This window comes from Pseudomonas sp. WS 5412 (assembly GCF_012985615.1).
Lineage (GTDB): Bacteria > Pseudomonadota > Gammaproteobacteria > Pseudomonadales > Pseudomonadaceae > Aquipseudomonas > Aquipseudomonas shahriarae.
Map to the genome: position 1 here is coordinate 16922 of NZ_JAARMB010000004.1, position 26686 is coordinate 43607.

A 26686-nucleotide genomic window follows, 5' to 3' on the forward strand; every position below is an offset into this window, starting at 1 on the left:
CCCAGGGGCAGGTTCATACCTTGAACTTGCCCACGTACTGCTGAAGGTCCGTGCCCAGGCGTGCCAATTCGATACTCGCCGCCGCTGTCTGTTCGCTGGCAGCGGCGGTTTGCTCCGACACATCCCGGACTTTCAACACGCTGCGGTTGATCTCCTCGGCCACCGCACTTTGCTGTTCGGCAGCGGCGGCGATCTGTGGATTCATTTCCTGGATGACCAGCACGGTGCGCGCGATTTCCGTCAGGGCGTCGCCGGCGTTGCGGGTCAGGCCGACGCTGCGGTCGGTCAAAGTGCGGCTGTTGTCCATGATATCGGCGACCTGTTGCGTGCCGCTGTGCAATCCGCCAATCAGCTCTTCGATTTCCTCAGCGGACTGCTGGGTACGCTGGGCGAGGCTGCGTACTTCGTCGGCCACCACCGCAAACCCTTGGCCGGCCTCACCGGCACGTGCGGCCTCGATTGCCGCATTGAGCGCCAGCAGGTTGGTCTGCTGGGACACCGACTTGATCACCTCCAGCACACTGCCGATCTTCTGGCTTTCCCGCTGCAGGCCCAGCATGGCCTGGCTTGAGCGTGCCATTTCGTGGGCGAGGTGTTCTATGTGTGCCACCGCATCGGCCACCACCTGGTCGCCCAGTTCGGTCTGCTGATTGGCCTGGGTGGCGGCGATCGAGGCCTGTTCGGCGTGCCGGGCGACCTCCTGGGCAGTGGCGAGCATCTGGTTCATGGCGGTCGCCACCTGCTCGGTTTCGTCGCGCTGATTGCTGACGCCGACCCGGGTTTGCTCGGTAACGGCCGAAAGCTCCTCGGCGGCGCTGGCGATTTGCCGGGCATTGTCGCTGATGCTGCCAATCAGCCCCCGCAGGTTCAGGGTCATTCGCGCCATGCTGCATTGCAACTGGCCCAGTTCATCACGGCGCTGGGTCTGCACATCGTGGCTCAAGTCGCCCTCGGCAATGCGATTGGCCACTGTGAGCGCCCTGCGCAATGGTTTGACGATCTGCCCGGAGATTATCCAGGCGGCGAGGGCGCCGAACAGCAGGGCCGCCCCGGTAATGGCCAGGGTCTGGGTGCGGGCTTGTTCGGCTTCCCGGTCACGGCGCTGAGTCTGGTCCTGAGTAAGCAGGTCGCTTTGTGCCAGTAGCTGGTCCAACTGCTGCTCGAGCTGGTTTTGCGCGGTTTCGGTCGTCAGTTGGGTGTCCCGCAGGCGTGTCAGGTGCGTGCGAATGTTGAGTACGGCATTTTTCAATGCGCTGCTGTCCACGGGTAGCCTCTCCACGGCCGACTGGGCGAGTTCGAGGCTGCGTTCTGCGTCGTTGACCTCCTGGGTATAGACATCCAGGCTGCTGGCGGCCCAGGCCGGGCTCAGGGCGCGGTCTTCGGCCTGTTCGATGGCCAGGCGCAGGCTTTCGACGGCATCGAGGGCTTTTTCGTCTTCCTGGTCCGGCAGGTCGCTGGCCAATTGCGCGAGGACGTCACTGGTGCGCACAGAGCTCTGTTTGAGCTGCTCACGGGCGGTTTCCCGTTGTTTGACCCGCGCGGGGACATCCTTGAGCGTCGTTTTGAAATGCTCGGAGAGGTTCCCCATGCTTTGCAAATACTGCTGGGGTTTCGGCGCTTTCAGACGTTGTGCAAGCTCGGCCAGATATCCGTCGATCTTCTCCATGGACTGGCTCAGTTTGCCAAGGCTGGCCTCGTCGTCCAGGGTGCGGTAGACGATGCGGTCGGCCCTTAGCTCCTCGCCGGCGACCGCCAGTTGGGCGAGAACGGTTAGGGTCTGTGAGCGGTAGAGCGAGGCGGCGAGGGCCTGCCAGCCAGTCAGGGCAATCACAAGGCTCAGGGCCAGCACCAAGGCAAAACCCAGGACCAGTTTGAGGGTGACGCTGGCGTTACCCAGCAGTTGAGTCATTCGACGAAGCATGGCCAACCTCCGGCAAGTGCACAAAGGAAATCAACGTGCCGGGACGCCGAGGGGCGTGGACACAGTGAACCCATTGAACGCTAGTTCCCTTGGGCGCCAGGCGTACCGATCAGGGCCTGAAAAACATGTAGGAAATTTCACAAGCTGCATGCGGCGACCCGGACGGGTCGCCGCGAAGGGGAGGTGTCAGACCCGGAAGCGCCCGACCAATGCCTGCAGATGGGAACCCAGGCGCGCCAGTTCGGTACTGGAGGCGGCGGTCTCTTCACTGGCCGCTGCGGTCTGTTCGGACACATCGCGTACATTCAGCACGCTGCGGTTGATCTCTTCGGCCACGGCGCTCTGTTGCTCGGCAGCGGTGGCGATCTGCTGGTTCATGGCCTGGATGGCCGAGACCGTGCGGGTGATGTTTTCCAGGGCATTGCCAGCCCGGCGTGTCAGCTCGACGCTGCTGTCGGTGAGGCTGCGGCTGCTGTCCATGATGGTCGCCACCTGTTGGGTGCCACTTTGCAGGCCGACGATCAGCTCTTCGATTTCCTCGGTGGACTTCTGGGTGCGTTGCGCCAGGCTGCGCACCTCATCGGCCACCACCGCGAAGCCACGGCCGGCTTCCCCGGCGCGTGCGGCTTCAATGGCCGCGTTAAGGGCCAGCAGGTTGGTTTGCTGGGCCACGGACTTGATCACGTCCAGTACGCTGCCGATCTTGTCGCTTTCGCGCTTGAGGTGGCCCATGGCCTCGGTGGAGTTACCGACTTCGCCGGCCAGGCGCTCGATCTGGGCGATGGCCTCACCGACGACCCTGTCACCTTCGCGGGCCTGCTGGTCGGCGGCGACGGCGGCTTCCGAGGCTTCCTCGGCATTGCGCGCCACTTCCTGCACGGTGGCGGCCATTTCGTTCATCGCGGTGGCGACCTGGTCAGTCTCGACCTTCTGATTGTTTACCCCGGCGCTGGTCTGCTCGGTAACGGCCGACAGCTGCTCGGCGGCGCTGGCGATTTGCGTCACGCCATCACTGATCCCGCCGATCAGATCGCGCAGGCCCATGGTCATGCTTTGCATGGCGCGTTGCAGTTGGCCCAGTTCGTCCTGGCGTTGCGAAACCAGGTCGTGGGTCAGGTCGCCGGCGGCGATGCGCTCGGCGACCTTGAGGGTCTGGCCCAGTGGGATCACGATCTGCCGGGTAATCGCCAAGGCCGCGACGATGCCGCAGAACAATGCCAGGGCGGTGGCCAGCATCAACAGGAACTTAGCCTGTGCGGCATCGTTGTCGCGGATCACGGTTTGTGAGGCAGTCAGTTTCTTGCTGCGGTCCAACAGCAGGTCGCCTTGCTCAGCCATGGCCTTGAGCGCCGCGGCGCTGGCGACCTGGGAGTCGCGGAACTGGCTGACGGCGGCGAGATAAGCCTTGAGGGAGTCGCTGGCCTCTTGCAGGTTGGCGCCGTACTGCTCAGGCAGTTTGCTGCGCAGGCTGTCGGCGCTCTTCAGGGCATTGGCGATGGCCTCCAGCGCCGGCTGCTCAGCTTCGACCTTGGCGCTGTAGGTGTAGCCACGCACTTGGAAGCGCGCTTGCTGAATCAGCTTGCTCAGCTCGATCACGCTGTTGAACTGGGTGACGCTGTCACCTTGCAGCAGGACTTTTTCGATCTCCGCGATGCGTGCGACGGCGTTGTCGGCGGTAGCGCCGAGTTTGCTGCGGGCATCTTCGCGTTGGGCGCCGGCCTGGACCATGGCGCTGAAGGATTGCCGATACTTGGCAACCGCGGCCAACTGCTCGTCGATCAAGGCGACGTCTGCCGGTTGCTCGATCTGGCTGCGGGCGGTTTTCAGGCCGCTGTCGAGTTTCTCCATCAACTCGTTGACCAGCCCCGGGCCTTGTTCGCCACGGCGCATTTCATAGTCCAGGCGCGCCTGGCGCAGGTCTTTGGTCAGCTCATTGAGGCTGGAAATAAAGCCCAGCTTATCGCCACGGCTGATCACGCCACTCAGGCCTGTCCAGCCGGTGAAGGTGATTAGAAGGGTGAGAAGCAATACCAGGCCAAACCCCACGCTCAGCTTACGATTGACGCTTACATTCCCCAGTTTTTCAGCTAACCAACGGTACATGCGGTGGACTCCCCTGAACAAGGCTTGGACTTATCCTGAGGATATCGGCATGCAAACGCGATTCTGTAGCGACACAAAGCCCTGTGGTAGCTGGCTTTGTGGTGTTTGGAGGGGCGGAATCAGAAGAGGCGAGCGAGCAGCGCGGTAACGGCAGTTTCCACACGCAGGATCCGCGCGCCCAGTTGCACCGGCTGCAAGCCGGCCTTGGCCAGCAAGTCCACTTCGTAGGGAATCCAGCCACCTTCGGGGCCGATGGCCAGGGTCACCGGCTCATCCAGCCCGCGTGGGCAGGACGGGTAGTCGCCGGGATGCCCGACCAGGCCGAGAGTGCCCTGGGCCAGGGCCGGCAGACGGTCTTCGACGAAGGGCTTGAAGCGCTTTTCGATGATGATCTCGGGCAACACGGTATCCCGCGCCTGTTCCAGGCCGAGGATCAGTTGTTCGCGTACGGCTTCTGGCTCCAGGAATGGGGTTTGCCAGAAGCTTTTCTCGACCCGATAACTGTTGACCAGGACCACCCGTGGCACACCCATGGACGCCACGGTCTGTAGTACCCGACGCAGCATTTTCGGGCGGGGGAGGGCCAGCAGCAGGGTCAGTGGCAATTTGGCCGGTGGCGGCTGGTCGAGGCTGATTTGCAGCTCGGCTTCACCCGACTCCAGGCGCAATAGCTTGGCATTGCCCATCAGCCCGCCAATGCGCCCGACGCGCAGGCTGTCGCCGACCGCCGCACGATGCACCTCCTGCATATGCACCAGGCGCCGATCCCGCAGGATCACCCGGTCGGCCGCGATAAAGTCGGCCTCTTCCAGCAGCAACAGGTTCACGGTTGGGTCGCTGGCGGCTGGTCGTCATCGGCAGGTTGGTCATCTGGGTGTTCGCCACGCTTGCTCACCAGGCTGCCAAACAGGATGCCCACTTCAAACAGCATCCACATCGGCACGGCCAGCAAGGTCTGCGAGAAGATATCCGGTGGGGTCAGGATCATGCCGACCACAAAGCAGCCGATGATCACGTACGGCCGGATCTTGCGCAGGTATTGCACGTCGACCACGCCGATCCACACCAGCAGCACCACCGCCACCGGGATCTCGAAGGCCACGCCAAAGGCGAAGAACAGTGTCATCACGAAGTCGAGGTAGCTGGTGATGTCGGTCATCATTTCCACGCCGGCCGGGGTGGCGGCGGCGAAGAACTTGAAGATCAGCGGGAATACCAGGAAGTAGGCGAACGCCATGCCGGTGTAGAACAGCATGATGCTAGACACCAGCAGTGGTACGGCAATGCGCTTTTCATGCTTGTACAGGCCGGGCGCGATAAACCCCCAGATCTGGTGCAGGATCACCGGGATCGCCAGGAACAGCGACACCATCATCGTCAGCTTGAGCGGCGTGAGGAACGGCGAGGACACGTCGGTGGCGATCATCGTCGCGCCCACCGGCAGGTACTCGCGCAGCGGTGTCGAGACGAAGGTGTAGATCTGCTGGGTAAAGGCAAACAGCCCGGCAAAGATCACAAAGATCGCCGCAACACACCGCAGCAAGCGGGTGCGCAACTCGGTGAGGTGCGAGACCAGCGGCATATGCTGGTCGTTTTCCGGTTTATCAGCGCTCATGGGGCTCGCGGCGGCAATGTAGGGTCGTGGGGCGCGGGCGACGCGGCGGGCGTCGGCGCGGGCTCTGCTGGAGGAGCGGGCGTGGCAATCGGGGCCGTCTCGGCCACCGGTGCAATGCTCTGCTCGGCCACCGGTTCAACCGGTGTCGGCGCCTGTTGCTGGGGCGTGAGAATTTTGCGCGCCTCCTGCTCCAGGGACAGAATATGTTCGTTGTGCAGCTGCCGACGAATCTCGTCGGCGCCGATTTCCCGTTCAACTTCCTGTTTGATGGCGTTGAAACTGCGTTTCAGGCGCCCGACCCACAGGCCGGCCGTGCGTGCGGCGCCGGGCAGGCGTTCAGGCCCCAGCACCAACAGGGCAACAAGGCCGACGAGCAGCAGTTCAGAGAAGCTGATACCAAACATTAGTCAGTGCTCACGAGTCTTTGCGGGACGGCTCTTCGACTTTCTCGGCCTGCACGTCGAAGGTACGGCGCTCGGTGATCGGCTGGGCTGCCTGGGGGTGTACAGGCTGCGCCGGCGGGACCGGGTTGGCGCCGGTATCGGCCGGTTTTTCGTCGTCGTTCATGGCCTTGCGAAAGCCCTTGATGGACTCGCCGACGTCGGTGCCCAGGTTCTTCAGTTTCTTGGTACCGAACACCAGGACGACTACCACGAGAATAACGATCCAGTGTTTCCAGTCAAAAATGCCCATGCTGCAATTCCTCAGTCAGAAAGTTATTCAGGCGGACGGGCGCGAGGCCTTTTCGGCGTGCCCGGACAAGCCGAAGCGACGGTCCAGTTCATCCAGCACGGCCTGTGGATGCTGCCCCAGTTGGGCGAGCATGACCAGGCTATGGAACCACAAGTCGGCAGTCTCATAGATGACATCGCTGTAATCGCCGCTGATCTCGGCATCCTTGGCGGCGATGATGGTCTCGACAGATTCCTCGCCGAGTTTTTCCAGAATCTTGTTCAGGCCCTTGTGGTACAGGCTGGCGACATAGGAGCTGTCGGCGTCCGCACCTTTGCGGTCCTCCAGCACCTGGGCCACACGGTTCAGGGTATCGCTCATGTTCAATGTCCTGCCGAGTAAATGGCGTGCGGGTCTTTGAGTACGGGCTCGACGGTTTTCCACGCGTCGTTCTCGAACACCCGGTAGAAGCAGCTGTGGCGGCCGGTATGACAGGCGATGTCGCCGATCTGCTCGACCATCAGAACGATCACGTCGGCGTCGCAGTCCAGGCGCATTTCGTGCAGTTTTTGCACATGCCCGGACTCTTCGCCCTTGCGCCACAGTTTGCCACGGGAACGTGACCAGTAGATGGCACGCTGCTCGGCGGCAGTCAGGCTCAGGGCCTCGCGGTTCATCCAGGCCATCATCAGGATGCGCCCGGTCTTGTGGTCCTGGGCAATGGCTGGCACCAGGCCGTCACTGTCCCATTTGATCTCGTCCAGCCAGTCTTTCATCTTCGACTCCGACAGCCGTGCGCGACCCGCCCCGGCAATGTGCAACAGTGTATAACCGGTCGACCTATCGACGCACGACCAGATAAAGGCCCACGGCGACCATGATCCCGGCCGGCCAATGGCCCAGCTCGTTCAACGGTCCACCGGCGGCAAGCACCGCGCCACCGCCCAGGTGCGCCGCGCCGAGCAGGCGCAGGAACCAGTCGTCCTTGCGCTGGTGCCACGGCGGCGCCGGGTCCTTGGCGTGGGGCTGGGACATGCGCTCCAGCAGGTCGCGGGTCATGTTGGCCAGGTGCGGCAGTTGCTCGACCTGGCTTTGCAGGTTGCCCAGCAGGGTTTTCGGGCTGACCCGCTCGCGCATCCAGCGTTCGAGGAACGGTTGCGCGGTGTTCCACAGGTCCAGGTCCGGGTACAGCTGGCGGCCCAGGCCTTCAATGTTGAGCAAGGTCTTTTGCAGCAGCACCAACTGCGGCTGCACTTCCATATTGAAGCGCCGCGCAGTCTGGAACAGACGCATCAGCACCTGGCCGAATGAAATATCTTTTAACGGTTTTTCGAAGATCGGCTCGCACACGGTGCGGATCGCCGCTTCGAATTCATTGAGCTTGGTCTCGGCCGGCACCCAGCCCGAGTCGATGTGCAACTGTGCCACGCGCCGGTAATCACGCTTGAAGAAGGCAAACAGGTTGCGCGCCAGGTAGTCCTGGTCCTCGGGCGTGAGGCTGCCGACGATGCCGCAGTCGATCGCGATGTACTGCGGGCTCCACGGGTTCACCGTGCTGACGAAAATATTGCCGGGGTGCATGTCGGCGTGGAAGAAGCTGTCGCGGAACACCTGGGTGAAGAAGATTTCCACGCCACGCTCGGCGAGCATTTTCATATCGGTGCGCTGGTCGGCCAGGGTCGCCAGGTCGGTGACTTGCACGCCGTAGATGCGCTCCATCACCAGCACCTTTGGCCGGCACCAGTCCCAATAGACCTGCGGCACATACAGCATCGTCGAGCCTTCGAAGTTGCGCTTGAGCTGGCTGGCGTTGGCCGCTTCGCGCAACAGGTCGAGTTCGTCGTAGATGGTTTTTTCGTAGTCGGCGACCACGTCCACCGGGTGCAGCAGGCGTGCATCGGCAGAGAAACGCTCGGCGGCGCGGGCCAGAATGAACAGCCACGCCAGGTCCTGGCCGATGATCGGCTTGAGGCCGGGGCGGATCACCTTGACCACCACTTCTTCGCCGGTTTTCAGCTGTGCGGCGTGCACCTGGGCGACCGAGGCCGAGGCCAGGGGCTCGACATCGAAACGGCTGAACACTTCGCTGATTTTCTTGCCCAGCTGTTCTTCGATCAGCTTCATCGACTGCTGGGAGTCGAACGGTGGCACGCGGTCCTGCAACAGCATCAGCTCGTCGGCGATGTCTTCGGGCAACAGGTCGCGGCGGGTCGACAGGATCTGCCCGAACTTGATGAAGATCGGCCCCAGGTCCTGCAGTGCCAGGCGCAGGCGCGCGCCACGGCTCAGGTCCAGGGTCTTGCGCGGGAACCAGCGCCACGGCAGTACATAGCGCACCGCCAGCAGGAACCACGGCAGCGGCAGGGCGAACAGCAGGTCATCGAGGCGATAGCGAATGACGACGCGTTGGATTCGGAACAAACGGCGGACGGCGAGCAGCTTCATGCGTTATCGCTTGGATCAAGGGAGCGGCTCAGGCGCTCGAAGCGCGCCTCAAGCCGTTCCAGGTCGAGTTTGGCCTGGTCGAGTTCACGAAAGCGCGCTTCGGCTTCCCGTTGCCCGACGAGGGTGCGCGATTCTTCGCTCAGGTATTCGGCGAGGTTCTGATTGAGGCTGGCGAAACCCTGCTGGTACCAGCGCGAACGGCTGCGCAGGTGCCCGCCGATCAACTGGGTGGCCACCGGGCCGAGCCAGCGCGACAGCTCGTATTCCCAGTCCAGATCAAGGTCTTGCAGCACCGCGGCGAGGTCCATCAGCACCGCGCTGTCGCCTTCAAGGGTCACATCGGGGCCGTGCAGGATTGCAGTCTTGTCGCGGCTCAAAGCCAGGCGCAGCAGGCTCGCCGCTGGCGCACGCAGGGTGCAGTCGGCATCGGCGGCCCAGTGCGCGGCGAGCATCAGGCCTTCATCGCTGGGCAGGATAAACAGCTGCAAGGCCGGGCTGCTGCAATCGACGGCAATGATCTTGCCGTTCAAGTGCGCCAGCCGCGCCAGGGCGGTGCTGTCCAGGCGCAGGACACGGTTGAGGCCGTGTTCGACGCTGGCGAGAAGGCCGGTGAACAACATCAGGGCTTGATGCCGCGATGCAGGGCAACGATGCCCGAGGTCATGTTGTGATAGGTCACGCGGTCGAAACCGGCCTCGACCATCATCGACTTCAGGGTTTCCTGGTTGGGGTGCATGCGGATCGACTCGGCCAGGTAGCGATAGCTCTCGGCGTCATTGGTGATCAGCTTGCCCATCAGCGGCATAAAGGCGAATGAGTAGGTGTCGTAGACCTTGGACATCAGCGCGTTGGTCGGCTTGGAGAACTCCAGCACCAGCAGGCGCCCGCCCGGCTTGAGCACCCGCAGCATCGAGCGCAGGGCGTCTTCCTTGTGGGTCACGTTGCGCAGACCGAAGGCAATGGTCACGCAGTCGAAATGGTTGTCGGGGAACGGCAGCTTTTCTGCGTCGGCCTGGACGAACTCGATATTGCCCGCCACGCCCTTGTCCAGCAGGCGGTCGCGGCCGACCTTGAGCATCGAGCCGTTGATGTCGGCCAATACCACCTGGCCGGTGGGGCCAACCAGCTTGGAGAACTTGGCCGCCAGGTCGCCGGTGCCGCCAGCGATATCCAGCACCCGGTTGCCGGTGCGCACGCCCGACAATTCGATGGTGAAGCGTTTCCACAGGCGGTGCATGCCACCCGACAGCACGTCGTTCATCAGGTCGTACTTGGCGGCCACGGAGTGGAACACCTCAGCGACTTTTTCCGCTTTCTGGCTTTCCGGGACGTTCTTGAAGCCGAAGTGAGTGGTGGGTTCGGCATCGCTGCCTTTGCGCTGATCAGTCATATCGCTGTCACCAAAAGAGAATGGGGGCATTCTAATCCCCAAGGCATGCTTTGTCTTGGCAAGGCTGAAGGTAAGATGGGTGGCCACCGAGACCTTTTGCCGCATGGCGGGTGAGTAGGGTGCTCAATACGTCTTTATAACGAGGAGTCATTCAAATGGCCCGCATTCAGATTGAACGTGCCCACGCACTGGGTAAGGAAGCTGCCAGGGCGAAAGCCGAGAAGTTGGCACATAAACTCAAGGAACAATATGGCCTGGAGCCGTCTTGGTCTGGCGACACGTTGAACCTCAAGCGTTCCGGCGTCAAAGGCACACTGAAAGTGGCCGAGGATTCGTTACGGATCGACGTGGAACTGGGTCTGTTGATGTCGGCCATGAGTGGCACTATCAAGTCCGAAATCGAGAAGGCCCTGGATAAGGCCCTGGCCTGATCTGCGACCGCGCGCCGCATTGGGTGCCGGTCGATTGCGCCGTTCTTAGGGTGCCGATTCTAATTTTTCTCCCTACTTTGTACTCAGCCCTCAACTCCTGTGGGCAGTTCCTCCACCCTTTTATGCGTGAGGTGCACCATGGCCAAAGTTATTTTGAAGAAAAAAATCGACACCCAAATCAGCGCCCTGAGCGACGTTAAAATCTATGCTCGCAAGATCTGGTTGGCGGGTTTGGGGGCTTACGCGAAGGTCGGCAGCGAAGGCAGCGAGTACTTCAAGGAACTCGTTAAGACGGGTCAACATGTTGAAAGTAAAGGCAAAAAAGTTGTGAATGAACAACTTGATGCCGCCAACAGTCAGATTGATTACGTTAAGAGCAATGTCTCCAGCGTCAAAGGTCGCGTCGAAGTGCAACTGGATAAAGTCGAGAAGGCTTTTGACGAGCGTGTTGCAAGTGCCTTGAATCGAATCGGCATTGCGTCTAAACATGACGTGGAGACACTCTCTGCTAAGCTCGATGAGCTAACGGCATTGCTCGAACGTGTCGCGCGTAAACACTAAGGAGACATCGGATGGCTGTTAAAAAGACTACTCAGAAAGAAGGCAGCTCTTGGGTCGGGAAAGTTGAAGAATACTCCCGCAAGATCTGGCTGGCTGGTTTAGGCGTGTACTCGAAGATCGACAGTGACGGTAGCAAACTCTTCGAGACTTTGGTTAAAGACGGCGAGAAGGCCGAGAAGTTGACCAAGAGCACAGTGGGCAAGCAAGTCGATGCGGCCAAGGCGAGCGCGAGCTCTGCCAAGTCCCGTATCAGTGATGCAAAAAAACAGGTACTGGGTACTTGGGGCGAACTCGAAGGCGCACTCGACAAGCGCCTGAACAGTGCTATTTCGCGCCTGGGTGTGCCTAGCCGCAATGAAGTCAAGGCGCTGCACAGCAAGGTCGATACCCTGACCAAGCAAATCGAAAAGCTGACCGGCGCTAAAGTCGCTCCAGTCAAAGCGGCGGCCAAGCCTGCTGCCAAGCCGGCCGCGAAAACGGCTGCGGCCAAACCAGCAGCGAAAACCGTGGCCAAGCCATTGGCCAAGGCCGCAGCCAAACCTGCAGCCAAGCCAGCAGCTAAACCTGCGGCCAAGGCAGCAGCCAAGCCCGCGGCGAAAACGGCAGCAGCCAAACCAGCAGCCAAGAAGCCGGTAGCGGCCAAAGCTGCGGCAAAACCAGCGGCCAAGCCGGCAGCCAAACCTGCCGCCAAGCCAGTGGCCAAAACCGCTGCCGCCAAGCCGGCGACCAAGCCAGTTGCAGCCAAACCCGCTGCCAAACCGGCTGCCGCGAAACCGGCCGCGAAACCTGCTGCAAAGCCCGCGGCGAAGAAACCCGCCGTAGCCAAGAAGCCTGCAGCGCCCAAGCCAGCTGTCGCGGCCAAGCCTGCAACCCCGGCACCTGCGACCAACTCGGCCACTGCGCCGACGCCGGCCGCGGCGACCCCGACTGTAACGCCGGCAACCCCGACGCCATCCAGTCAGTCCTGATTTTCGGGGGACGTGTAAAAACGCCCGGCCTTAAAGGCCGGGCGTTTTTTTTGGCGGGTGGAACACCGACAGTGATACACGTCTAACGGTCGGGCTCGCCTGGGGCCTCGGATTCGCGGCAGGTTTGCATCAGCAGGTTGTTGAGTACCTTCAATGCCTGGGGCCGCCTCGGGGTTGATCGGTGGAGCAGAACGATCTCCCGCTGGTAGGCGTTCGTGTGGCTTGTTGGTGTTGCGTACACATCGTCGGTCTTCAACCCGGCCCATGCCGGCACCAGGGATACGCCCATGCCCTTGGCGACCATCAGGGATATCGCCTCCAAGGCATCCAGATTGCACAGCACATCTGGCTGTAATTGGTGGTCTTGAAGGTACTGCTGGGCGATCTGGCCGCCCCAGGCATTGGTGTCATAGCTGATCAGCGGGTGGGAAAGAATGGTCGAGGCAATTTCACCGGGTTCGACAGGCGCTTTTGTAAGAATCATCAATGACTCGCGCCGCAACACTTCCAGGGTCAGGGTTTTAGGCAATGCAAAGGGCGGTCGCACCATGATGCCAGCGTCCAACTCGCCGGCGACGACCTGTTCATAAAGGTTGCGCGAATCGCCCGGAGTGATCCGCAGGCGCAAGCGTGGTGCCGCGACCAGCAGTTGTTCCATGACCTGCGGCAGGATACCGGTCAATGCCGTGGACACGGCTCCCAGCCGCAGGTCGCCGGACAGCCCGCCCGCATCCAGCTCGTCGTGTAGTTGTGCACAGCCCTGAATCAGGGCGCGAATGCTCGGCAAGAGTACAAGGCACTGCTCGGAAGGACCGACAGAATGGGCCGCTCGGTTGAGCAACTCGCAGGAAAGAGAGCGTTCAAGCGCCTGGATACGCTGGCTGATCGCCGGGGCGGTAAGGTTTTCCCTGCGCGCCGCTGCGGCGATTGAGCCGGTCTCGATGACGGCAATCAAACTTTCGAGAAATCTGATATCCACAAGAATCCCTTTCGCTGAGAGATATGTAATACGGTTTTTTATAATGATGCTACGTCGTTACTCTTTAATCGTCATTATAAAACCCGGGCATGTTACATGCGGTCAATCTTTCGTATTACCTATCATGTTACAGAGCTTGATGGTGCCACCTATCGGTCTGGTTAGGTATTTGCACGAATTTGAAACCCTGCCCGTGGTTCACTGCCCTGGCCGTCTGCATCAGGTAGCGTGGGGCTCGGGGGCTCTTGAGAAGGAAAAGAAAGCGTCGGTGATCGCAGTGCTCAAGTGTGTGTTTGCGATCATATTCAAAGTTACCCATATCGTTATGCGCTATTCGTCGATCAGGGTTTTCGGTGATGGTTACTTCAAAGAGGCTGCCGGCGTAATACATTGGCGCCCGTGATAATTGCCAAGTGAGAAAAGCAATAGCGGGAAGTTGCAACAGCAATAGATGACGATGTAAGTCTGTCAACCTTGGTTGCAGACTTGTAAGTCGCCGGCCTACGCGGGCTGTGTGTCGTCCAGGTAGCGTAGTGCAAAACGCTCGGTGGCCAACCGTGCCGGCATCAACAGGTGCGGTGCCACCAGCATCATCACTTGATACACCGCCACCCGCACCTCGGCCTCGCGGTCCAGGATCCGCTGGTAGTCCAGGGAGAACAGCAGTGTCATGGTGATCTGCTCCACCAACTGCCCCAGTGCCTGGGTCTCGCTGACCAACTGCCCTTGTGCCTTGAGCCGTGCCAGCAGTGAGGCCAGTGTGCGCTTGAGCGCGGTCAGCAGGTTACGAATCCCCTTGGCCAATTTGGGCAAGCGTCCGGCCAGGTTCGACAGGTCCTGGAACAGGAACCGATAGTGCGCCATGCGCTCGACGATCAAGTGCAGGAACAGCCAGTAATCCTCGGGCGCCAACTGCACATCCGGCGGCGGGTCGAGCAGCGGTGCCAACTCCCCCTGAAAGCGCTCGAACAGCCCCAGTACCAGGGGCTCCTTGCCATGGAAGTGGTAGTAGAGGTTGCCGGGGCTGATCCCCATTTCATTGGCCACCTCCATGGTTGAAACATTTGGCTCGCCCTTGTGGTTGAACAACTGCAGGGCACATTCAAGGATCCGGTCGCGGGTTTTCATCCAGTCTTCTTAATCTGATCGTTGAGCTCAGCGCACCCGCACATAGGTGCCCGGTGCTGCTTCCATCGGTGGGTAGTTCTGGTTGCCCAGGGCCGTCAGGGTTTCGCGCTGCACCCCGGAGCGTTGCTGGATCCACTCAAGCCACTGCGACCACCAACTGCCCTCGATGTGGCTGGCGTCGTAGTACCAGGCGCGTGGATCGCTGCTCAGCTTGAGGTTCTCGACGAAGTTCGCCTTGGGGTTGCCCGGCGGGTTGAGGATGCTCTGGATATGCCCGCTGTTGGAAAGCACAAAACGTTTGTCGCCGCCCAGCAGCAAGGTCGAACGGTAGACCGCGTCCCACGGGGTGATGTGATCGTTGATCCCGGCCACGCTGAAGCTGTCGACGGTAACCTTCTGCAAGTCGATGGGCGTGCCGCAGACTTCCAGGCCACCGGGATGGCTCAAGGGGTTGTACTTGAAGAAATCCAGCAGATCGCCATGCAAGGCCGCCGGCAAGCGGGTGTTGTCGTTGTTCCAGTACAGAATGTCGAACGCCGGCGGCTCCTTGCCCAGCAGGTAGTTGTTGATCCAGTAGTTCCAGATCAGGTCATTGGGGCGCATCCAGGCAAAGACCTTGGCCATGTCGCGACCATCCAGCACCCCTTCCTGGTAGGAACGGCGCTTGGCCGCTTCCAGGGTCTGTTCGTCGGCAAACAGCGTGGCGGGGCTGTCGATCTGGCTGTCCAGTAGGCTTACCAGGTAAGTGGCACTGGCGACCCGCCGTTGTTGGCGCTTGGCCTGCAGGTGGCCTTGCAGGGCGGCGATGGTCAGGCCGCCGGCGCAGGCGCCCATCAGGTTCACTTCGCGGGCGCCGCTGATCGCCCGGCAGATATTCAATGCTTCCTCCAGCGCCGCCACATAGGTCGACAGGCCCCACTCGCGATGGCGCACGTCCGGGTTGCGCCAGCTGACCATAAACACTTGCAGGCCGTTTTTCAGGGCGTACTGCACGAAGCTGTTGGCCGGGCTTAAATCGAAAATGTAGTACTTGTTGATTTGCGGCGGCACCACCAGCAGTGGCTTGGCGTACTGTTTTTCGCTCATGGGCTTGTACTGGATCAGCTCCAGCAGCTCATTGCGAAACACCACCGAGCCGGGCGTGGTCGCTACCGTCTTGCCCACCTCGAACGCCTGCTTGGTGACCTGGCGTGGCAGGCCATTGTTGTGCAGCAGGTCATCGAACAGGTTGCTTACGCCGCGCACCACGCTGTGGCCGCCGGAATTGAGCAGCTCTTTGATCGCCAGCGGGTTGAGCAGGGTGTTGGACGGTGACACTGCATCGTTGAGCAACGAGAAGGCAAAGTGCGCCCGTGCACGGTCGTCGTCGCTCAGGCTGCTGTCGTCGATCCAGTGCCGGGTTTGTTTCTGCCAGCTCAAATACGCTTGCAGGCTGCGCCGGTACAGGGGGTTGAGGGCCCAGGTAGGGTCGGCGAAGCGACTGTCGTGGGGGTTGGGTTCATGCACGGTCTCACCCAGCAGCACCCGGCCCAGTTGCCCACCCAATGCCAGCGCATGCCGGGCGCTGTGCAACGGGTTGCGCAACCCGTGGGCGGCGACAGTGCGCAGGGTCGATAGCAGATCCCGGCCGCGCAGGCCGGTGATTGCACTTTGTGCATTGATGAACGCGGCGGGTGTAGGCGCCGGGACGTTTACGGGTCGGTCACGCATGGGTCAACACTCCTTCGTCAATTCGCCAACAAGCACGCCAATTCAGAACCATAGTCGGTTCTGGCCAAGTTGCGCGTAGGGGTCGTCCTGACCCGATACCGCTCAGGTGTGGCTATGGGGCGCCGGCTGCGGATGGATCACCGCGCGCAAGCGCTCCTCCTGGAGAAACTTCATGATGATCGGTGCCACCGCTTCGGCCCGGGTAATCAGGAACAGATGGCCGTCGTCGATGATGTGTAACTGCGCATTGGGGATGCGCCAGGCCAGCATGCGCATATTGACCAAGGGGATCAGCGGGTCGTCGTCGCCGGCCAGCACCAGGGTCGGCTGCTTGATCTTGTGCAGCCAGTGAATGCTGGTCCAGCCCAGGCCCGCAAACAGCTGCCAGTAGTAGCCCAGCTTGCCGGCCGAGCGCACTTTGCTTGCGTGTTCGGCGGCCAGTTTTGAATCCCGGCGGAACGAGCCGCCGTAAATCATCGGCGCGATGCGCACCACATGGGACGGTTGGATATAGCGCCGCGGGCTGGCCATCAGCCATAACACCTTCGGTTTGCCGGGCACCATAAAGGCACCGGCGGCGGTGGCGGCCAGGATCAGCTTCTTGCAGCGCTCCGGGTAGTCGTAGGCAAATTGCTGTGCCAGGGCGCCGCCCCAGGAAACCCCGACGGCATTGACCTGGCCGTAGTCCAGGTAGTCGAGCATGCGCGCGGTGAGTTTGGCCAGGCCGGGAAAGCGATAGGGGCGGCTGGGTGTCGATGACCCGCCCACTCCGGGTACATCAAAGGCAATCACTTCCAGGTCCGGGTCCAGGGCCTGGACGAACGGAAACACCAGCTCAAGGTTGGCGCCGATGCCGTTGAAAATCAGCAGTGGCGTCAAGTGAGACTTGCCCGGTCGTACCGCCGTGCGGATGGTCTGGCCATCCAGGTCGATGGTACGGAAGATGAACGGTTGCGGCATGCTCAAGCCCTGTGAAGTGTTACTGCGGTCAATGTGGGAGCTGGCTTGCCTGCGATAGCGGCGGGTCAGTCAGTACATGTGTTGGCTGACCCACCGTTATCGCAGGCAAGCCAGCTCCCACATTTGATCTCATTGCAATCACACAAAAGTGTGGCCTTAGCGCTCGTGAACGTATGTCCCTGGTGCAGCCTCCGCCGCCGCGTAGGCTTTATTGCCTAGGTTCGCAGGCGACTTCTTCAATTTGCCCGAACGCTCCCCTAGCCAGCCCTGCCAGTGCAGCCACCACGAGTCGGTATGCTTGGTGGCGTTTTCCTGCCAGTCCAATGCCTTCTCGCCCATGCTCTCGCTGGTCTGGTAACGCGCCTTGGGGTTGCCGGGGGGGTTGAGGATGCTCTGGATATGCCCGCTGCTGGACAGCACGAACTCGACCTTGCCGCCAAACAGTTGCGCCGACTTGTAGCAGGACTGCCAGGGCGTGATGTGGTCGTTGGTGCCCGCCAGCGAGTAGATGTCGGCCGTCACCTGCTTGAGGTCAATCGGGGTGCCGCACACTTCCAGGGCATTGGCCCGTATCAGCGGGTTGTTCTTGAACAGTTCGATCAGGTCGCCGTGGAAGGCCGCCGGCAAGCGCGTGGTGTCGTTGTTCCAGAACAGGATGTCGAACACCGGTGGCTCATTGCCCAACAGGTAGTTGTTGACCCAGTAGTTCCAGATCAGGTCATTGGGGCGCATCCAGGCGAACACCTTGGCCATGTCCCGGCCTTCCAGCACGCCGGCCTGGTAGGAATGGCGCTTGGCCGCCTCCAGGGTCTGCTCATCGACGAACAGGGCTACCTGGGTGTCGAGGGTGGTGTCCAGCACACTGACCAGCAAGGTCAGGGCGTTGACCTTCTTCTCGCCCAGCGCCGCATAGTGGCCCAGCAGCGCGGTGCAGGTGATGCCGCCCGAGCAGGCGCCGAGCATGTTGATGTCTTTGCTGCCGGTAATCGCCGTGACCACGTCGACCGCCTCTTTCAGCGCTTCGATATAGGTCGACAGGCCCCATTCGCGCTGGGCCTTGGTGGGGTTGCGCCAACTGACGATAAAGGTCTGCTGGTTATTGCGCAGGCAGAAACGCGCCAGGCTCTTGTCCGGGCTCAGGTCGAACACATAAAACTTGTTGATCTGCGGCGGCACCACCAGCAGTGGGCGTTCGTACACCTGTTCGGTGATCGGCTTGTACTGGATCAGCTCCAGCACGTCATTGCGAAACACTACCGCGCCTTCGCTGGTGCCCAGGCTCTTGCCCACTTCAAAGGCACCCATATTCACCTGGCTCGGCATGCCGCCGTTATGCACCAGGTCCTTGGCCAGGTGCGAGAGGCCATCGAGCAGGCTCTTGCCGCCGGTTTCAAAGAAGCGTTTGACCGCTGCCGGGTTGGCGGCGCTGTTGGTGGGGGCCATGGCTTCGGTCATGAGATTGATGACGAAGTGCCCACGGCTGATGTCCTGCTCCGACAGGTTGCTGTCGCCGATCCAGTCGTGCAGTTCCTTGCGCCACGCCAGGTAGGTTTGCAGGTAGCGCTTATAGAGCGGGTTCTGGCTCCAGGCCGGGTCGTTGAAACGACGGTCATCGCTTTCAGGGGCAAGCTCGGACTTGCCGAACACCACGTTTTTCAATTCGACGCCAAAGTGGGCGACGTGCTTGACGCTGTGCAGGGGTTGCTTGATGGCCTGGGTTAGCACCATGCGTGCAGAAGCCAGTAAATCCTTTTTCCGTAATGCGATGATCGGGTTCAGCCCCAGGGTGTTTTCCGAGGCCTGGCGTTTCAAGTCATCGTTATTCTTGTTACTCATCCACGACGCTCCATTGTCCGAAAGACGAGTACCGGGTACCGCTGTGCACCCAATTATCGAGGCACAACACAAGCCTGGTACTGCTGCTCGGGTGACCGTTGATACCGCATCGTAAAATGCAGGGAACTTGCCAACTCCATTGGTTACCCGAGTTTTATTTAATGCGCAAGCGGACCAATCTTTGGTCACACCACAGGGCATTCAAGCAGATGAAATTAGAAAATGCCCACTAATGAGCAAGAGGCTTGATTTAGAGCATCAGCTTGACGACGGACTGGCTCGGGTCGCGGGTTTTTCCGGCCGCCTTGAGCTCGGCAAGATAATCGGCCCACAGCGCGTCCTGACGTACGGCGAGTTGGTAGAGGTAGTCCCAGGTGAACAGTCCGCTGTCATGACCGTCGTCGAAGGTCAATTTCAGTGCGTACTGCCCGGCAGGTTCGATCTTGGTCAGGCCGACATTCAGCTTGCCGAATTGCAGGATCGGTTTGCCGTGGCCCTGGACCTCGGCGGAAGGTGAGTGCACCCGCAGCAGTTCGGCGCTCAGGTGATAGACCTCGTCGGGGCCGTAGGTCAGAGAGAGGGTCTTGGAGGCTTTGTGCAGATTGATGGCGGTGGGCATTTTAGACATTGGGGGAACCGCTCGTGGATGATCCTGAAGGAACCGGCTTTAAAATGTGGGAGCGGGCTTGCTCGCGAATGCGGTGGGTCAGTCACAGTTGCAGAAACTGACCCACCGCATTCGCGAGCAAGCCCGCTCCCACATTAAAGCAGAGCGGTTCCTGTGCAAGTCTTACAGGATATAACGAGACAGGTCTTCGTTCTGCGCCAACTCGCCCAGGTGGCTGTTGACGTAGTCGGCGTCGATCCTAATCGCCACGCCATTCTGCGCGCCCGCCATGTCGCCGGCGCTGAAGGATACTTCCTCCAGCAGACGCTCAAGCAAGGTGTGCAGGCGACGGGCACCGATGTTCTCGGTCTTCTCGTTGACCTGCCAGGCAATTTCCGCCAAACGCTTGATACCGTCTGGCAGGAACTCAATCCCCAGGCCTTCGGTTTTCAGCAGCTCGCGGTATTGCTCGGTCAGCGAAGCGTGTGGCTCGCTGAGGATGCGTTCGAAGTCGCCCGGGGTCAGTGCCTTGAGTTCCACGCGAATCGGCAGGCGGCCTTGCAGCTCCGGCACCAGGTCGCTTGGCTTGCTCAGGTGGAACGCGCCGGATGCGATAAACAGGATATGGTCAGTCTTGACCATGCCCAGCTTGGTATTCACCGTGCAGCCTTCGATCAGCGGCAGCAGGTCGCGCTGTACGCCTTCGCGGGAGACATCAACGCCGCCGGAATTGCCGCGCTTGGCCACCTTGTCGATCTCGTCGATAAACACGATGCCGTGCTGCTCGACGGCTTCCAGGGCCTTGGCCTTGAGTTCTTCCTCGTTGACCAGGCGCCCGGCTTCTTCGTCACGCACCAGCTTGAGCGCGTCCTTGACCTTGAGCTTGCGGCTTTTCTTCTTGCCCTTGCCCATGTTGGCGAACAGGTTCTGCAACTGGCTGGTCATTTCTTCCATGCCAGGCGGCGCCGAGATATCGACACCAGCGCTTTCGGCGACTTCGATCTCGATTTCCTTGTCGTCCAACTGGCCTTCACGCAGGCGCTTGCGGAACAGCTGGCGCGTGTTGGAATCCGAGGCAGGAGCGGCGTCTTCATTGAAGCCCGCGCGTGCCGGTGGCAGCAGGGCGTCGAGGATGCGCTCTTCGGCAGCGTCTTCGGCGCGATGGCTGACCTTGGTCATTTCCTGTTCGCGCAACAACTTCAGGGCGGCGTCGGCCAGATCACGGATGATCGACTCGACGTCACGGCCCACGTAGCCGACTTCGGTGAACTTGGTGGCTTCGACCTTGATGAACGGTGCGTTGGCCAGCTTGGCCAGGCGCCGGGCGATTTCGGTCTTGCCGACACCGGTCGGGCCGATCATCAGGATGTTCTTGGGGGTTACTTCAACGCGCAATTCTTCGGGCAGTTGCATCCGGCGCCAGCGGTTACGCAGGGCGATGGCAACGGCGCGCTTGGCATCGTCCTGGCCGATGATATGGCGATTGAGTTCATGGACGATTTCGCGGGGAGTCATGGACATAGTGGTGTGTGGTCCTCAAGCAGGAAAAAGCCGACGGCTTATTCCGCGAGGTCCTGCTCCTCAATGGTCAGGTTGTGGTTGGTGAACACGCAGATATCGCCGGCGATACCCAAGGCGGTCTCGACGATTTCCCGGGCCGACAGGTCGGTTTTTTTCAGCAAGGCACTGGCTGCGGCCTGGGCATAGCCCCCACCGGAACCCATGGCGATCAGGCCGTTTTCGGGCTCAACCACGTCACCGTTGCCGGTGATGATCAGGGACGCGTCTTTGTTGGCGACGGCGAGCATGGCTTCGAGGCGGCTGAGGGAGCGGTCGGTGCGCCACTCCTTGGCCAGTTCGACGGCGGCACGTACCAGATGGCCCTGGTGTTTTTCCAGTTGGCCTTCAAAACGCTCGAACAGGGTAAAGGCGTCAGCGGTGGCCCCTGCAAAACCGGCAAGGACCTGGCCGTGGTACAGGCGACGCACTTTTTTCGCGTTGCCTTTCATCACGGTATTGCCAAGGGAAACCTGGCCGTCGCCGCCCATGACGACTTTGCCGTGGCGACGAACTGAAACGATGGTGGTCAAGGGGAGAGTCTCCACGCTGCGGGGCGAAAATGCCCTGATGGAACTCATATGGGGGTGGCGGGGGAGATTTCAACCGTAGGAAGGGTGCGCGGACGAGTGGTGTCTAGCGCACTGGCACAGGCTCGAGAGCCCTATAAAACCAATGTGGGAGCTGGCTTGCCTGCGATAGCGGTGCACCCGTCACTGAAAATATTGACTGATGCACCGTCATCGCCGGCAAGCCAGCTCCCACAGTTGATCCGTGTTGGCTGCGGCTCAGCGGCTCTGGCGTTGTTGTAACAACAGGTTGCTAAAGCCCGCGCCCGCCAGTTGTTTCTGCGCCACGGTCAGCTGTTCACGGTTGCTGAACGGCCCCACCAGCACGCGATACCAGGTCGCTTCCTTCACCGTCCCGGATTCCACCGTTACCGCTTGCCCCAGCAGGATAATCTGCGCCCGCACTCGGTCCGCATCCGCCTGCTTGGGGAACGAGCCCGCTTGCAGGAAGAACTTGGTCACCGGCGCCGCCTTGGTGGTGGCGACCGGTGGTGCCGGTGGCGGGGTAATCCCGGCCAGTGCGGCCTGGGCCCGCGCGGTGTCGATCTTCGCCGCTTCTGCCGGGGTCACCGGGGTGGTCGGTACTTGCGGGGTCGGCAGGGTTTTCTCCGGCACGGCGTCTTGCGGCACGATCACTTCCGATTCCGGCAGCAACGTGTAGAAGTCGTACTTCGGCTTCACCGGCGCGGTCGGGCTCGGCGGTGTCTTGTTCGCTTCGGCGATCTTGCTGGCCTTCTGCTGCTCCTGCTTGACCCGCTTCACGTCTTCGCCCTGGCCCGGCTCCAGCTTCATCAGGAACACGATAAACGCACCGACCGACAGGCCGATGGCCAGCCACATCCAGCCCGGGATCGGTTGTTTTGCCGGTGCCTGGTAGCGGCTGGCGCCGCGCTTGGGTGCAGGTTTTTTCTTGGCTGCCAACTTACATACGCTCCAGAGCTTCCAGGCCCAACAGTTCCAGGCCTTGCTTGAGGGTCCGTCCAGCCAGTGCGGCGAGGCGCAGGCGGCTTTGCTTTTGCGTTTCGTCGTCGGCGCTCAGGATCGGGCAGTTCTCGTAGAAGCTGGAGAACAACCCGGCGACTTCATACAGGTAGGTGCACAGAATGTGTGGCGTACCTTTCTCGCCCACGCTGTTGAGCACTTCGCCGAACTGCGCCAGCTTGGCCGCCAGTTCCTGCTCGTGGGGCGCGTCCAGCACGATCTGCCCTTCGACTTCGCTGAAATCCTTGCCCAGCTTGCGGAACACGCCCGCCACACGGGTGTAGGCATACAGCAGGTACGGCGCGGTGTTGCCTTCAAAGTTGAGCATCAGCTCGAAGTTGAAGCTGTAGTCGCTGGTGCGGTGCTTGGACAGGTCGGCGTATTTCACCGCACCAATACCCACTACCTTGGCGATATTGCGCAGGTCGGCTTCGGCCAGTTCCGGGTTCTTTTCTTTCACCAGGTTGTAGGCACGCTCCTGGGCTTCGTTCAGCAGGTCGATCAGCTTCACGGTGCCGCCGTCGCGGGTCTTGAACGGGCGGCCGTCGGCGCCGTTCATGGTGCCGAAGCCCATGTGCTCCATGTGCATCGGGTGGGTGACGAAACCGGCGCGGCGCGCCACTTCGAACACTTGCTGGAAGTGCAGGGACTGGCGCTGGTCGACGAAGTACAGCGCGCGATCGGCTTTCAGCACGCCGCTGCGGTAGCGCACGGCCGCCAGGTCGGTGGTGGCGTACAGATAGCCGCCGTCGGCCTTGACGATGATCACCGGCAGCGGTTCGCCGTCGGCGGTCTTGAATTCTTCGAGGAACACGCACTGGGCGCCGTTGCTCTCAACCAGCAGACCCTTGGCCTTGAGGTCGTTGACCACGTTGATCAGGTCGTCGTTGTAGGCACTTTCGCCCATCACGTCGGCCATGGTCAGTTTGACGTTCAGCAGCTCGTAGATTTTCTGGCAGTGGGACAGGGAAATATCGCGGAAACGTGCCCACAGCTCCAGGCACTCCGGGTCGCCGGCCTGCAGCTTGACCACCAGGCCACGGGCGCGGTTGGCGAACTCTTCGGATTCGTCAAAGCGCTTTTTGGCGGCGCGGTAGAAGTTTTCCAGGTCCGACAGCTCGTTGCTGGTGATGGGGTTTTCTTGCAGGTATGCCATCAGCATGCCGAACTGGGTACCCCAGTCGCCTACGTGGTTCTGGCGGATCACGGTGTCGCCGAGAAACTCCAGGACCCGCGCCACGCCGTCGCCAATGATGGTCGAGCGCAGGTGGCCGACGTGCATCTCTTTGGCCAGGTTGGGGGCCGACAGGTCGATGGCCACACGCTGCAGCGGGCCGGCCTTGCGCACGCCGATCTTGGCGTCGGCCAGGGCTGCGTCCAGGCGCGAAGCCAGGGCCTGGGTGTTCTGGAAAATATTGATAAAACCGGGGCCGGCGATTTCGGCCTTGCTGACCTGCGGATCAGATGGCAGTGCGGCAATGATTTTTTCCGCGAGGTCGCGCGGTTTCATGCCCGCGGGCTTGGCCAGCATCATCGCGATGTTGCTGGCGAAGTCGCCGTGGGTCTTGTCTCGAGAGTTTTCCACCTGGATCGCCGGCGTCAGGCCTTCAGGCAACACACCTTCGTTGACGAGTTGGGTGAGGGCTTGTTGGATCAACTGGCGAATTGTGTCTTTCATGGTGTTCTCTTTCGACCGCATGCGGCGGCGCGCGATGCGCAGGTGGAAAAACTGGACATTATCCGGTGCGAGGGCGGGCTTGCCAACCATCAAGGTCGGTTACTGGACCTGCGGGCCTCATCGCGGGCAAGCCCACCGTTCAAAATGTAGGCTGGCTTGCCGGCGATAGCGATTTACCTATCAGTACAAATCCACCGGATCGACATCCAACGACCATCGCACCTGTCGCCCGCTGGGCATTTGCTCCAGAGCAAGCAACCAGCTACTTAATAGCCGATGTAGCGGCGCGCGGGCGGTGGCTTGCAACAGGAGCTGTGCGCGATAACGCCCGGCGCGGCGCTCCATCGGTGCAGGCACAGGGCCCAGCAACTCGATGCCGCTCAGACCCAGCTCGCCGAGCAAACGTTCAGCCGCGCTGCACGCTTCATCCAGGAAACCTTCGGCCTGCCCCGGTTTATGGGCCTCGGCGCGCAACAGCGCGAGGTGCGCAAAGGGGGGCAAACCGGCGGAGCGGCGCTCGCTCAAGGCCTGCTCGGCGAAGGCGAAGTAGCCTTGTTCTGTCAGTTGAATCAGCAATGGGTGGTCGGCCAGGTGGGTCTGGATGATCACCTTGCCTGGCTCTTCGGCACGCCCGGCGCGGCCTGCGACCTGCACGATCAGCTGCGCCATGCGTTCGCTGGCGCGAAAGTCCCCGGAGAACAGGCCGCCATCGGCATCCAGGATCGAAACCAGGGTCACGCGGGGGAAGTGATGACCTTTGGCAAGCATCTGCGTGCCCACCAGGATGCACGGCTGGCCTTTCTGGATCGTGGCGAACAGCTGGTTCATCGCATCCTTGCGCGACGTACTGTCGCGGTCCACCCGCAGTACCGGGAAGTCCGGGAACAGAATCCCCAGGCGCTCCTCGGCGCGCTCGGTGCCGGCGCCTACCGGCCGCAGGTCGACTTTGCCGCATTGCGGGCAGTGGCGTGGCACTCGCTCCACATGGCCGCAATGGTGGCAGCGCAACTCGCCGGAGCGCTGGTGCACCGTCATGCGCGCATCGCAGCGGTTGCACTCGGACATCCAGCCGCAGTCATGGCACAGCAGGGTCGGCGCAAAGCCCCGGCGGTTGAGGAACACCAGCACTTGCTGGCCGGCCGCCAGGGTCTGGCCGATGGCTTGTTGCATCGGCCCGGAAATGCCGCTGTCCAGTGGCCGGCTTTTCACATCCAGGCGCAGGAAGTGCGGTTGTTTGGCGCCGCCCGCGCGCTCGTTGAGGCGCAGCAGGCCGTAGCGCCCGGTGTAGGCGTTGTGCAGGCTTTCCAGGGAGGGGGTGGCCGAGCCCAGCACAATCGGGATGTTTTCCTGGCGCGCACGCACCAGGGCCAGGTCGCGGGCGTGGTAGCGCAGGCCTTCCTGCTGCTTATAAGAGCCGTCGTGTTCTTCGTCGATGATGATCAGGCCGGGGTTTTTCATCGGCGTGAACAGCGCCGAGCGGGTGCCGATAATAATGTCGGCTTCGCCGTCCCGGGCGGCGAGCCAGGACTCCAGGCGTTCGCGGTCGTTGACGGCCGAGTGCACCAGGGCAATCCGTGCATTGAACCGTTGCTCGAAGCGCGCCAGGGTCTGTGGGCCGAGGTTGATTTCGGGGATCAGCACCAGTGCCTGCTTGCCGGCTTCCAGGGTTTCGCGGATCAGTTGCAAATAGACTTCGGTCTTGCCGCTGCCGGTGACACCGGCCAGCAGGAACGCGTGAAAGCTGTCGGCACCGGCGCTGATGGCCTCAAAGGCCGCACGTTGTTCCGGGTTCAGCGGCAATTCCGGTTGGGCCAGCCAGTGTTCATGGCGTTCGCCGGGGGCGTGGCGGCGGATTTCCACTTGCACCAGCTCCTTGGCCAGCAGCAGGTCGAGGCTGTCCTTGCTCAACATCAGCTTGCTCAGCAACTGGTGAGCAACGCCATGGGGATGCTGCGCCAGGGTGGCCAGGGCCTCACGCTGGCGCGGGGCGCGGGCGATGCGTGGGTCGTCCAGGCGCGCGCCGGGGGCCATCGACCAGAAACGCTCCTGGCGGGCCTCGGCCAACTCGCCCTGGCGCAACAGCACCGGCAAGGCCCAGCTCAAGGTATCGCCCAGGCTGTGCTGGTAATACTGGGAGGTCCACAGGCACAGCTTGAACAGCGACGCCGGCAGCGGTGGCGTGGCATCGAGGATGGCCAGGGCCGGCTTGAGCTTTTCTGCCGGTACTTCGCTGTGGTCCGCCACCTCGATCAGAATCCCGATCATCTCCCTTCGGCCAAACGGCACGCGCACGCGCATCCCCGGCTGCAACTGCGACCGCACGACACCCGCAGGCGCCCGATAATCGAACAGACGGCGCAGGGGCGAGGGCAGGGCGAGGCGCAAAATGGCGTCGGGCACGCGGGAGGTTCTCATATGGCAGGCGGTGGAGAAGGGCGCGAGCCTAGCAGACCCGCAGGGGAGTGTCCTGCCACAGTTTCTGATGAAAGGGGGCATGGCGGCGCTTGCGCGTTTAAAAAGCTCTGGTAGAATCCGCGGCCTAATTACGTGCGGTATTCGACAATAGTGTCGAGTG

25 protein-coding genes are annotated in these 26686 nt (G+C 61.5%); 3 read left to right on the top strand and 22 right to left on the bottom strand.

The window, feature by feature from the left end; all coding sequences use genetic code 11:
- Positions 1-13: 13 nt before the first annotated feature.
- The 11 genes from HBR94_RS07160 to ubiE all read right to left on the bottom strand — a co-directional run bounded on the left by HBR94_RS07160 (position 14) and on the right by ubiE (position 10146).
- Complete coding sequence (locus tag HBR94_RS07160; RefSeq protein ID WP_170044438.1) at positions 14-1921, bottom strand: methyl-accepting chemotaxis protein; 1908 nt, start codon at positions 1919-1921, stop codon at positions 14-16.
- A gap of 186 nt (positions 1922-2107) precedes the next feature.
- Complete coding sequence (locus tag HBR94_RS07165; protein WP_170044439.1) at positions 2108-4024, bottom strand: methyl-accepting chemotaxis protein; 1917 nt, start codon at positions 4022-4024, stop codon at positions 2108-2110.
- Positions 4025-4143: 119 nt separating this feature from the next.
- Positions 4144-4851, bottom strand: coding sequence for a 16S rRNA (uracil(1498)-N(3))-methyltransferase (locus tag HBR94_RS07170; protein WP_115127194.1), 708 nt, complete (start codon positions 4849-4851; stop codon positions 4144-4146).
- Positions 4848-5639 carry a twin-arginine translocase subunit TatC gene (tatC, locus tag HBR94_RS07175; protein WP_029295992.1) on the bottom strand — a complete coding sequence of 264 codons (792 nt, stop codon included), beginning with the start codon at positions 5637-5639 and terminating at the stop codon, positions 4848-4850. Before tatC ends, HBR94_RS07170 begins: the two co-directional genes overlap by 4 nt.
- Positions 5636-6043 carry a Sec-independent protein translocase protein TatB gene (gene tatB, locus HBR94_RS07180; protein WP_057958066.1) on the bottom strand — a complete coding sequence of 136 codons (408 nt, stop codon included), beginning with the start codon at positions 6041-6043 and terminating at the stop codon, positions 5636-5638. Before tatB ends, tatC begins: the two co-directional genes overlap by 4 nt.
- 10 nt (positions 6044-6053) lie before the next feature.
- Positions 6054-6332, bottom strand: coding sequence for a twin-arginine translocase TatA/TatE family subunit (locus tag HBR94_RS07185; RefSeq protein WP_038445371.1), 279 nt, complete (start codon positions 6330-6332; stop codon positions 6054-6056).
- A 27-nt stretch (positions 6333-6359) separates the two neighbouring features.
- Positions 6360-6692 (bottom strand): phosphoribosyl-ATP diphosphatase, encoded by a 333-nt coding sequence (locus tag HBR94_RS07190; RefSeq protein WP_029295998.1) that lies wholly within the window; start codon positions 6690-6692, stop codon positions 6360-6362.
- Between the two features lie 2 nt (positions 6693-6694).
- Positions 6695-7087 carry a phosphoribosyl-AMP cyclohydrolase gene (hisI, locus tag HBR94_RS07195; protein WP_169959927.1) on the bottom strand — a complete coding sequence of 131 codons (393 nt, stop codon included), beginning with the start codon at positions 7085-7087 and terminating at the stop codon, positions 6695-6697.
- Between the two features lie 64 nt (positions 7088-7151).
- Positions 7152-8756: a ubiquinone biosynthesis regulatory protein kinase UbiB gene (gene ubiB, locus HBR94_RS07200; RefSeq protein WP_057958067.1), complete on the bottom strand. Its 1605-nt coding sequence runs from the start codon at positions 8754-8756 to the stop codon at positions 7152-7154.
- Positions 8753-9376, bottom strand: a complete 624-nt coding sequence (locus tag HBR94_RS07205; RefSeq protein ID WP_057437209.1) for an SCP2 sterol-binding domain-containing protein — start codon at positions 9374-9376, stop codon at positions 8753-8755. Before HBR94_RS07205 ends, ubiB begins: the two co-directional genes overlap by 4 nt.
- Positions 9376-10146: a bifunctional demethylmenaquinone methyltransferase/2-methoxy-6-polyprenyl-1,4-benzoquinol methylase UbiE gene (gene ubiE, locus HBR94_RS07210; protein WP_003209306.1), complete on the bottom strand. Its 771-nt coding sequence runs from the start codon at positions 10144-10146 to the stop codon at positions 9376-9378. Before ubiE ends, HBR94_RS07205 begins: the two co-directional genes overlap by 1 nt.
- A 155-nt stretch (positions 10147-10301) precedes the next feature.
- On the opposite strand from ubiE, the gene HBR94_RS07215 reads away from it, so the two are divergent.
- From HBR94_RS07215 to HBR94_RS07225, 3 genes are all read left to right on the top strand, one after another.
- On the top strand, positions 10302-10577 hold the full coding sequence (locus HBR94_RS07215; protein ID WP_038445377.1) for a polyhydroxyalkanoic acid system family protein: 276 nt from the start codon (positions 10302-10304) through the stop codon (positions 10575-10577).
- Between the two features lie 138 nt (positions 10578-10715).
- Positions 10716-11138 carry a phasin family protein gene (locus HBR94_RS07220; RefSeq protein WP_057437211.1) on the top strand — a complete coding sequence of 141 codons (423 nt, stop codon included), beginning with the start codon at positions 10716-10718 and terminating at the stop codon, positions 11136-11138.
- 11 nt (positions 11139-11149) lie between these two features.
- A complete protein-coding gene (locus HBR94_RS07225; protein WP_169959925.1) occupies positions 11150-12106 on the top strand; it encodes a phasin family protein in 957 nt (318 codons plus the stop codon).
- Between the two features lie 82 nt (positions 12107-12188).
- On the opposite strand, the gene HBR94_RS07230 is transcribed toward HBR94_RS07225, so the two are convergent.
- From HBR94_RS07230 to HBR94_RS07280, 11 genes are all read right to left on the bottom strand, one after another.
- The gene (locus tag HBR94_RS07230; protein WP_057437215.1) at positions 12189-13085 is read right to left on the bottom strand and encodes a LysR family transcriptional regulator; all 897 of its coding nucleotides are present in this window, start codon (positions 13083-13085) and stop codon (positions 12189-12191) included.
- 501 nt (positions 13086-13586) lie between these two features.
- Positions 13587-14213, bottom strand: a complete 627-nt coding sequence (locus HBR94_RS07235) for a TetR/AcrR family transcriptional regulator (protein WP_128593006.1) — start codon at positions 14211-14213, stop codon at positions 13587-13589.
- A 27-nt stretch (positions 14214-14240) separates the two neighbouring features.
- Positions 14241-15923 (bottom strand): class II poly(R)-hydroxyalkanoic acid synthase, encoded by a 1683-nt coding sequence (phaC, locus tag HBR94_RS07240; RefSeq protein WP_170044440.1) that lies wholly within the window; start codon positions 15921-15923, stop codon positions 14241-14243.
- A gap of 102 nt (positions 15924-16025) precedes the next feature.
- Positions 16026-16883 (bottom strand): poly(3-hydroxyalkanoate) depolymerase, encoded by an 858-nt coding sequence (phaZ, locus tag HBR94_RS07245; RefSeq protein WP_057437223.1) that lies wholly within the window; start codon positions 16881-16883, stop codon positions 16026-16028.
- A gap of 156 nt (positions 16884-17039) precedes the next feature.
- Positions 17040-18719, bottom strand: coding sequence for a class II poly(R)-hydroxyalkanoic acid synthase (gene phaC / locus HBR94_RS07250; RefSeq protein WP_057958071.1), 1680 nt, complete (start codon positions 18717-18719; stop codon positions 17040-17042).
- Between the two features lie 250 nt (positions 18720-18969).
- The gene (locus tag HBR94_RS07255; RefSeq protein WP_057437225.1) at positions 18970-19347 is read right to left on the bottom strand and encodes a DUF971 domain-containing protein; all 378 of its coding nucleotides are present in this window, start codon (positions 19345-19347) and stop codon (positions 18970-18972) included.
- A gap of 162 nt (positions 19348-19509) precedes the next feature.
- A complete protein-coding gene (hslU, locus tag HBR94_RS07260; protein WP_057437226.1) occupies positions 19510-20847 on the bottom strand; it encodes an ATP-dependent protease ATPase subunit HslU in 1338 nt (445 codons plus the stop codon).
- A gap of 38 nt (positions 20848-20885) precedes the next feature.
- Positions 20886-21416, bottom strand: a complete 531-nt coding sequence (gene hslV, locus HBR94_RS07265; protein WP_017738857.1) for an ATP-dependent protease subunit HslV — start codon at positions 21414-21416, stop codon at positions 20886-20888.
- A gap of 255 nt (positions 21417-21671) precedes the next feature.
- On the bottom strand, positions 21672-22373 hold the full coding sequence (locus tag HBR94_RS07270) for an SPOR domain-containing protein (protein WP_115127198.1): 702 nt from the start codon (positions 22371-22373) through the stop codon (positions 21672-21674).
- A gap of 1 nt (position 22374) precedes the next feature.
- Positions 22375-24111 carry an arginine--tRNA ligase gene (gene argS, locus HBR94_RS07275; protein ID WP_170044441.1) on the bottom strand — a complete coding sequence of 579 codons (1737 nt, stop codon included), beginning with the start codon at positions 24109-24111 and terminating at the stop codon, positions 22375-22377.
- A gap of 180 nt (positions 24112-24291) precedes the next feature.
- Positions 24292-26511: a primosomal protein N' gene (locus tag HBR94_RS07280; protein ID WP_170044442.1), complete on the bottom strand. Its 2220-nt coding sequence runs from the start codon at positions 26509-26511 to the stop codon at positions 24292-24294.
- Positions 26512-26686 lie beyond the last annotated feature (175 nt).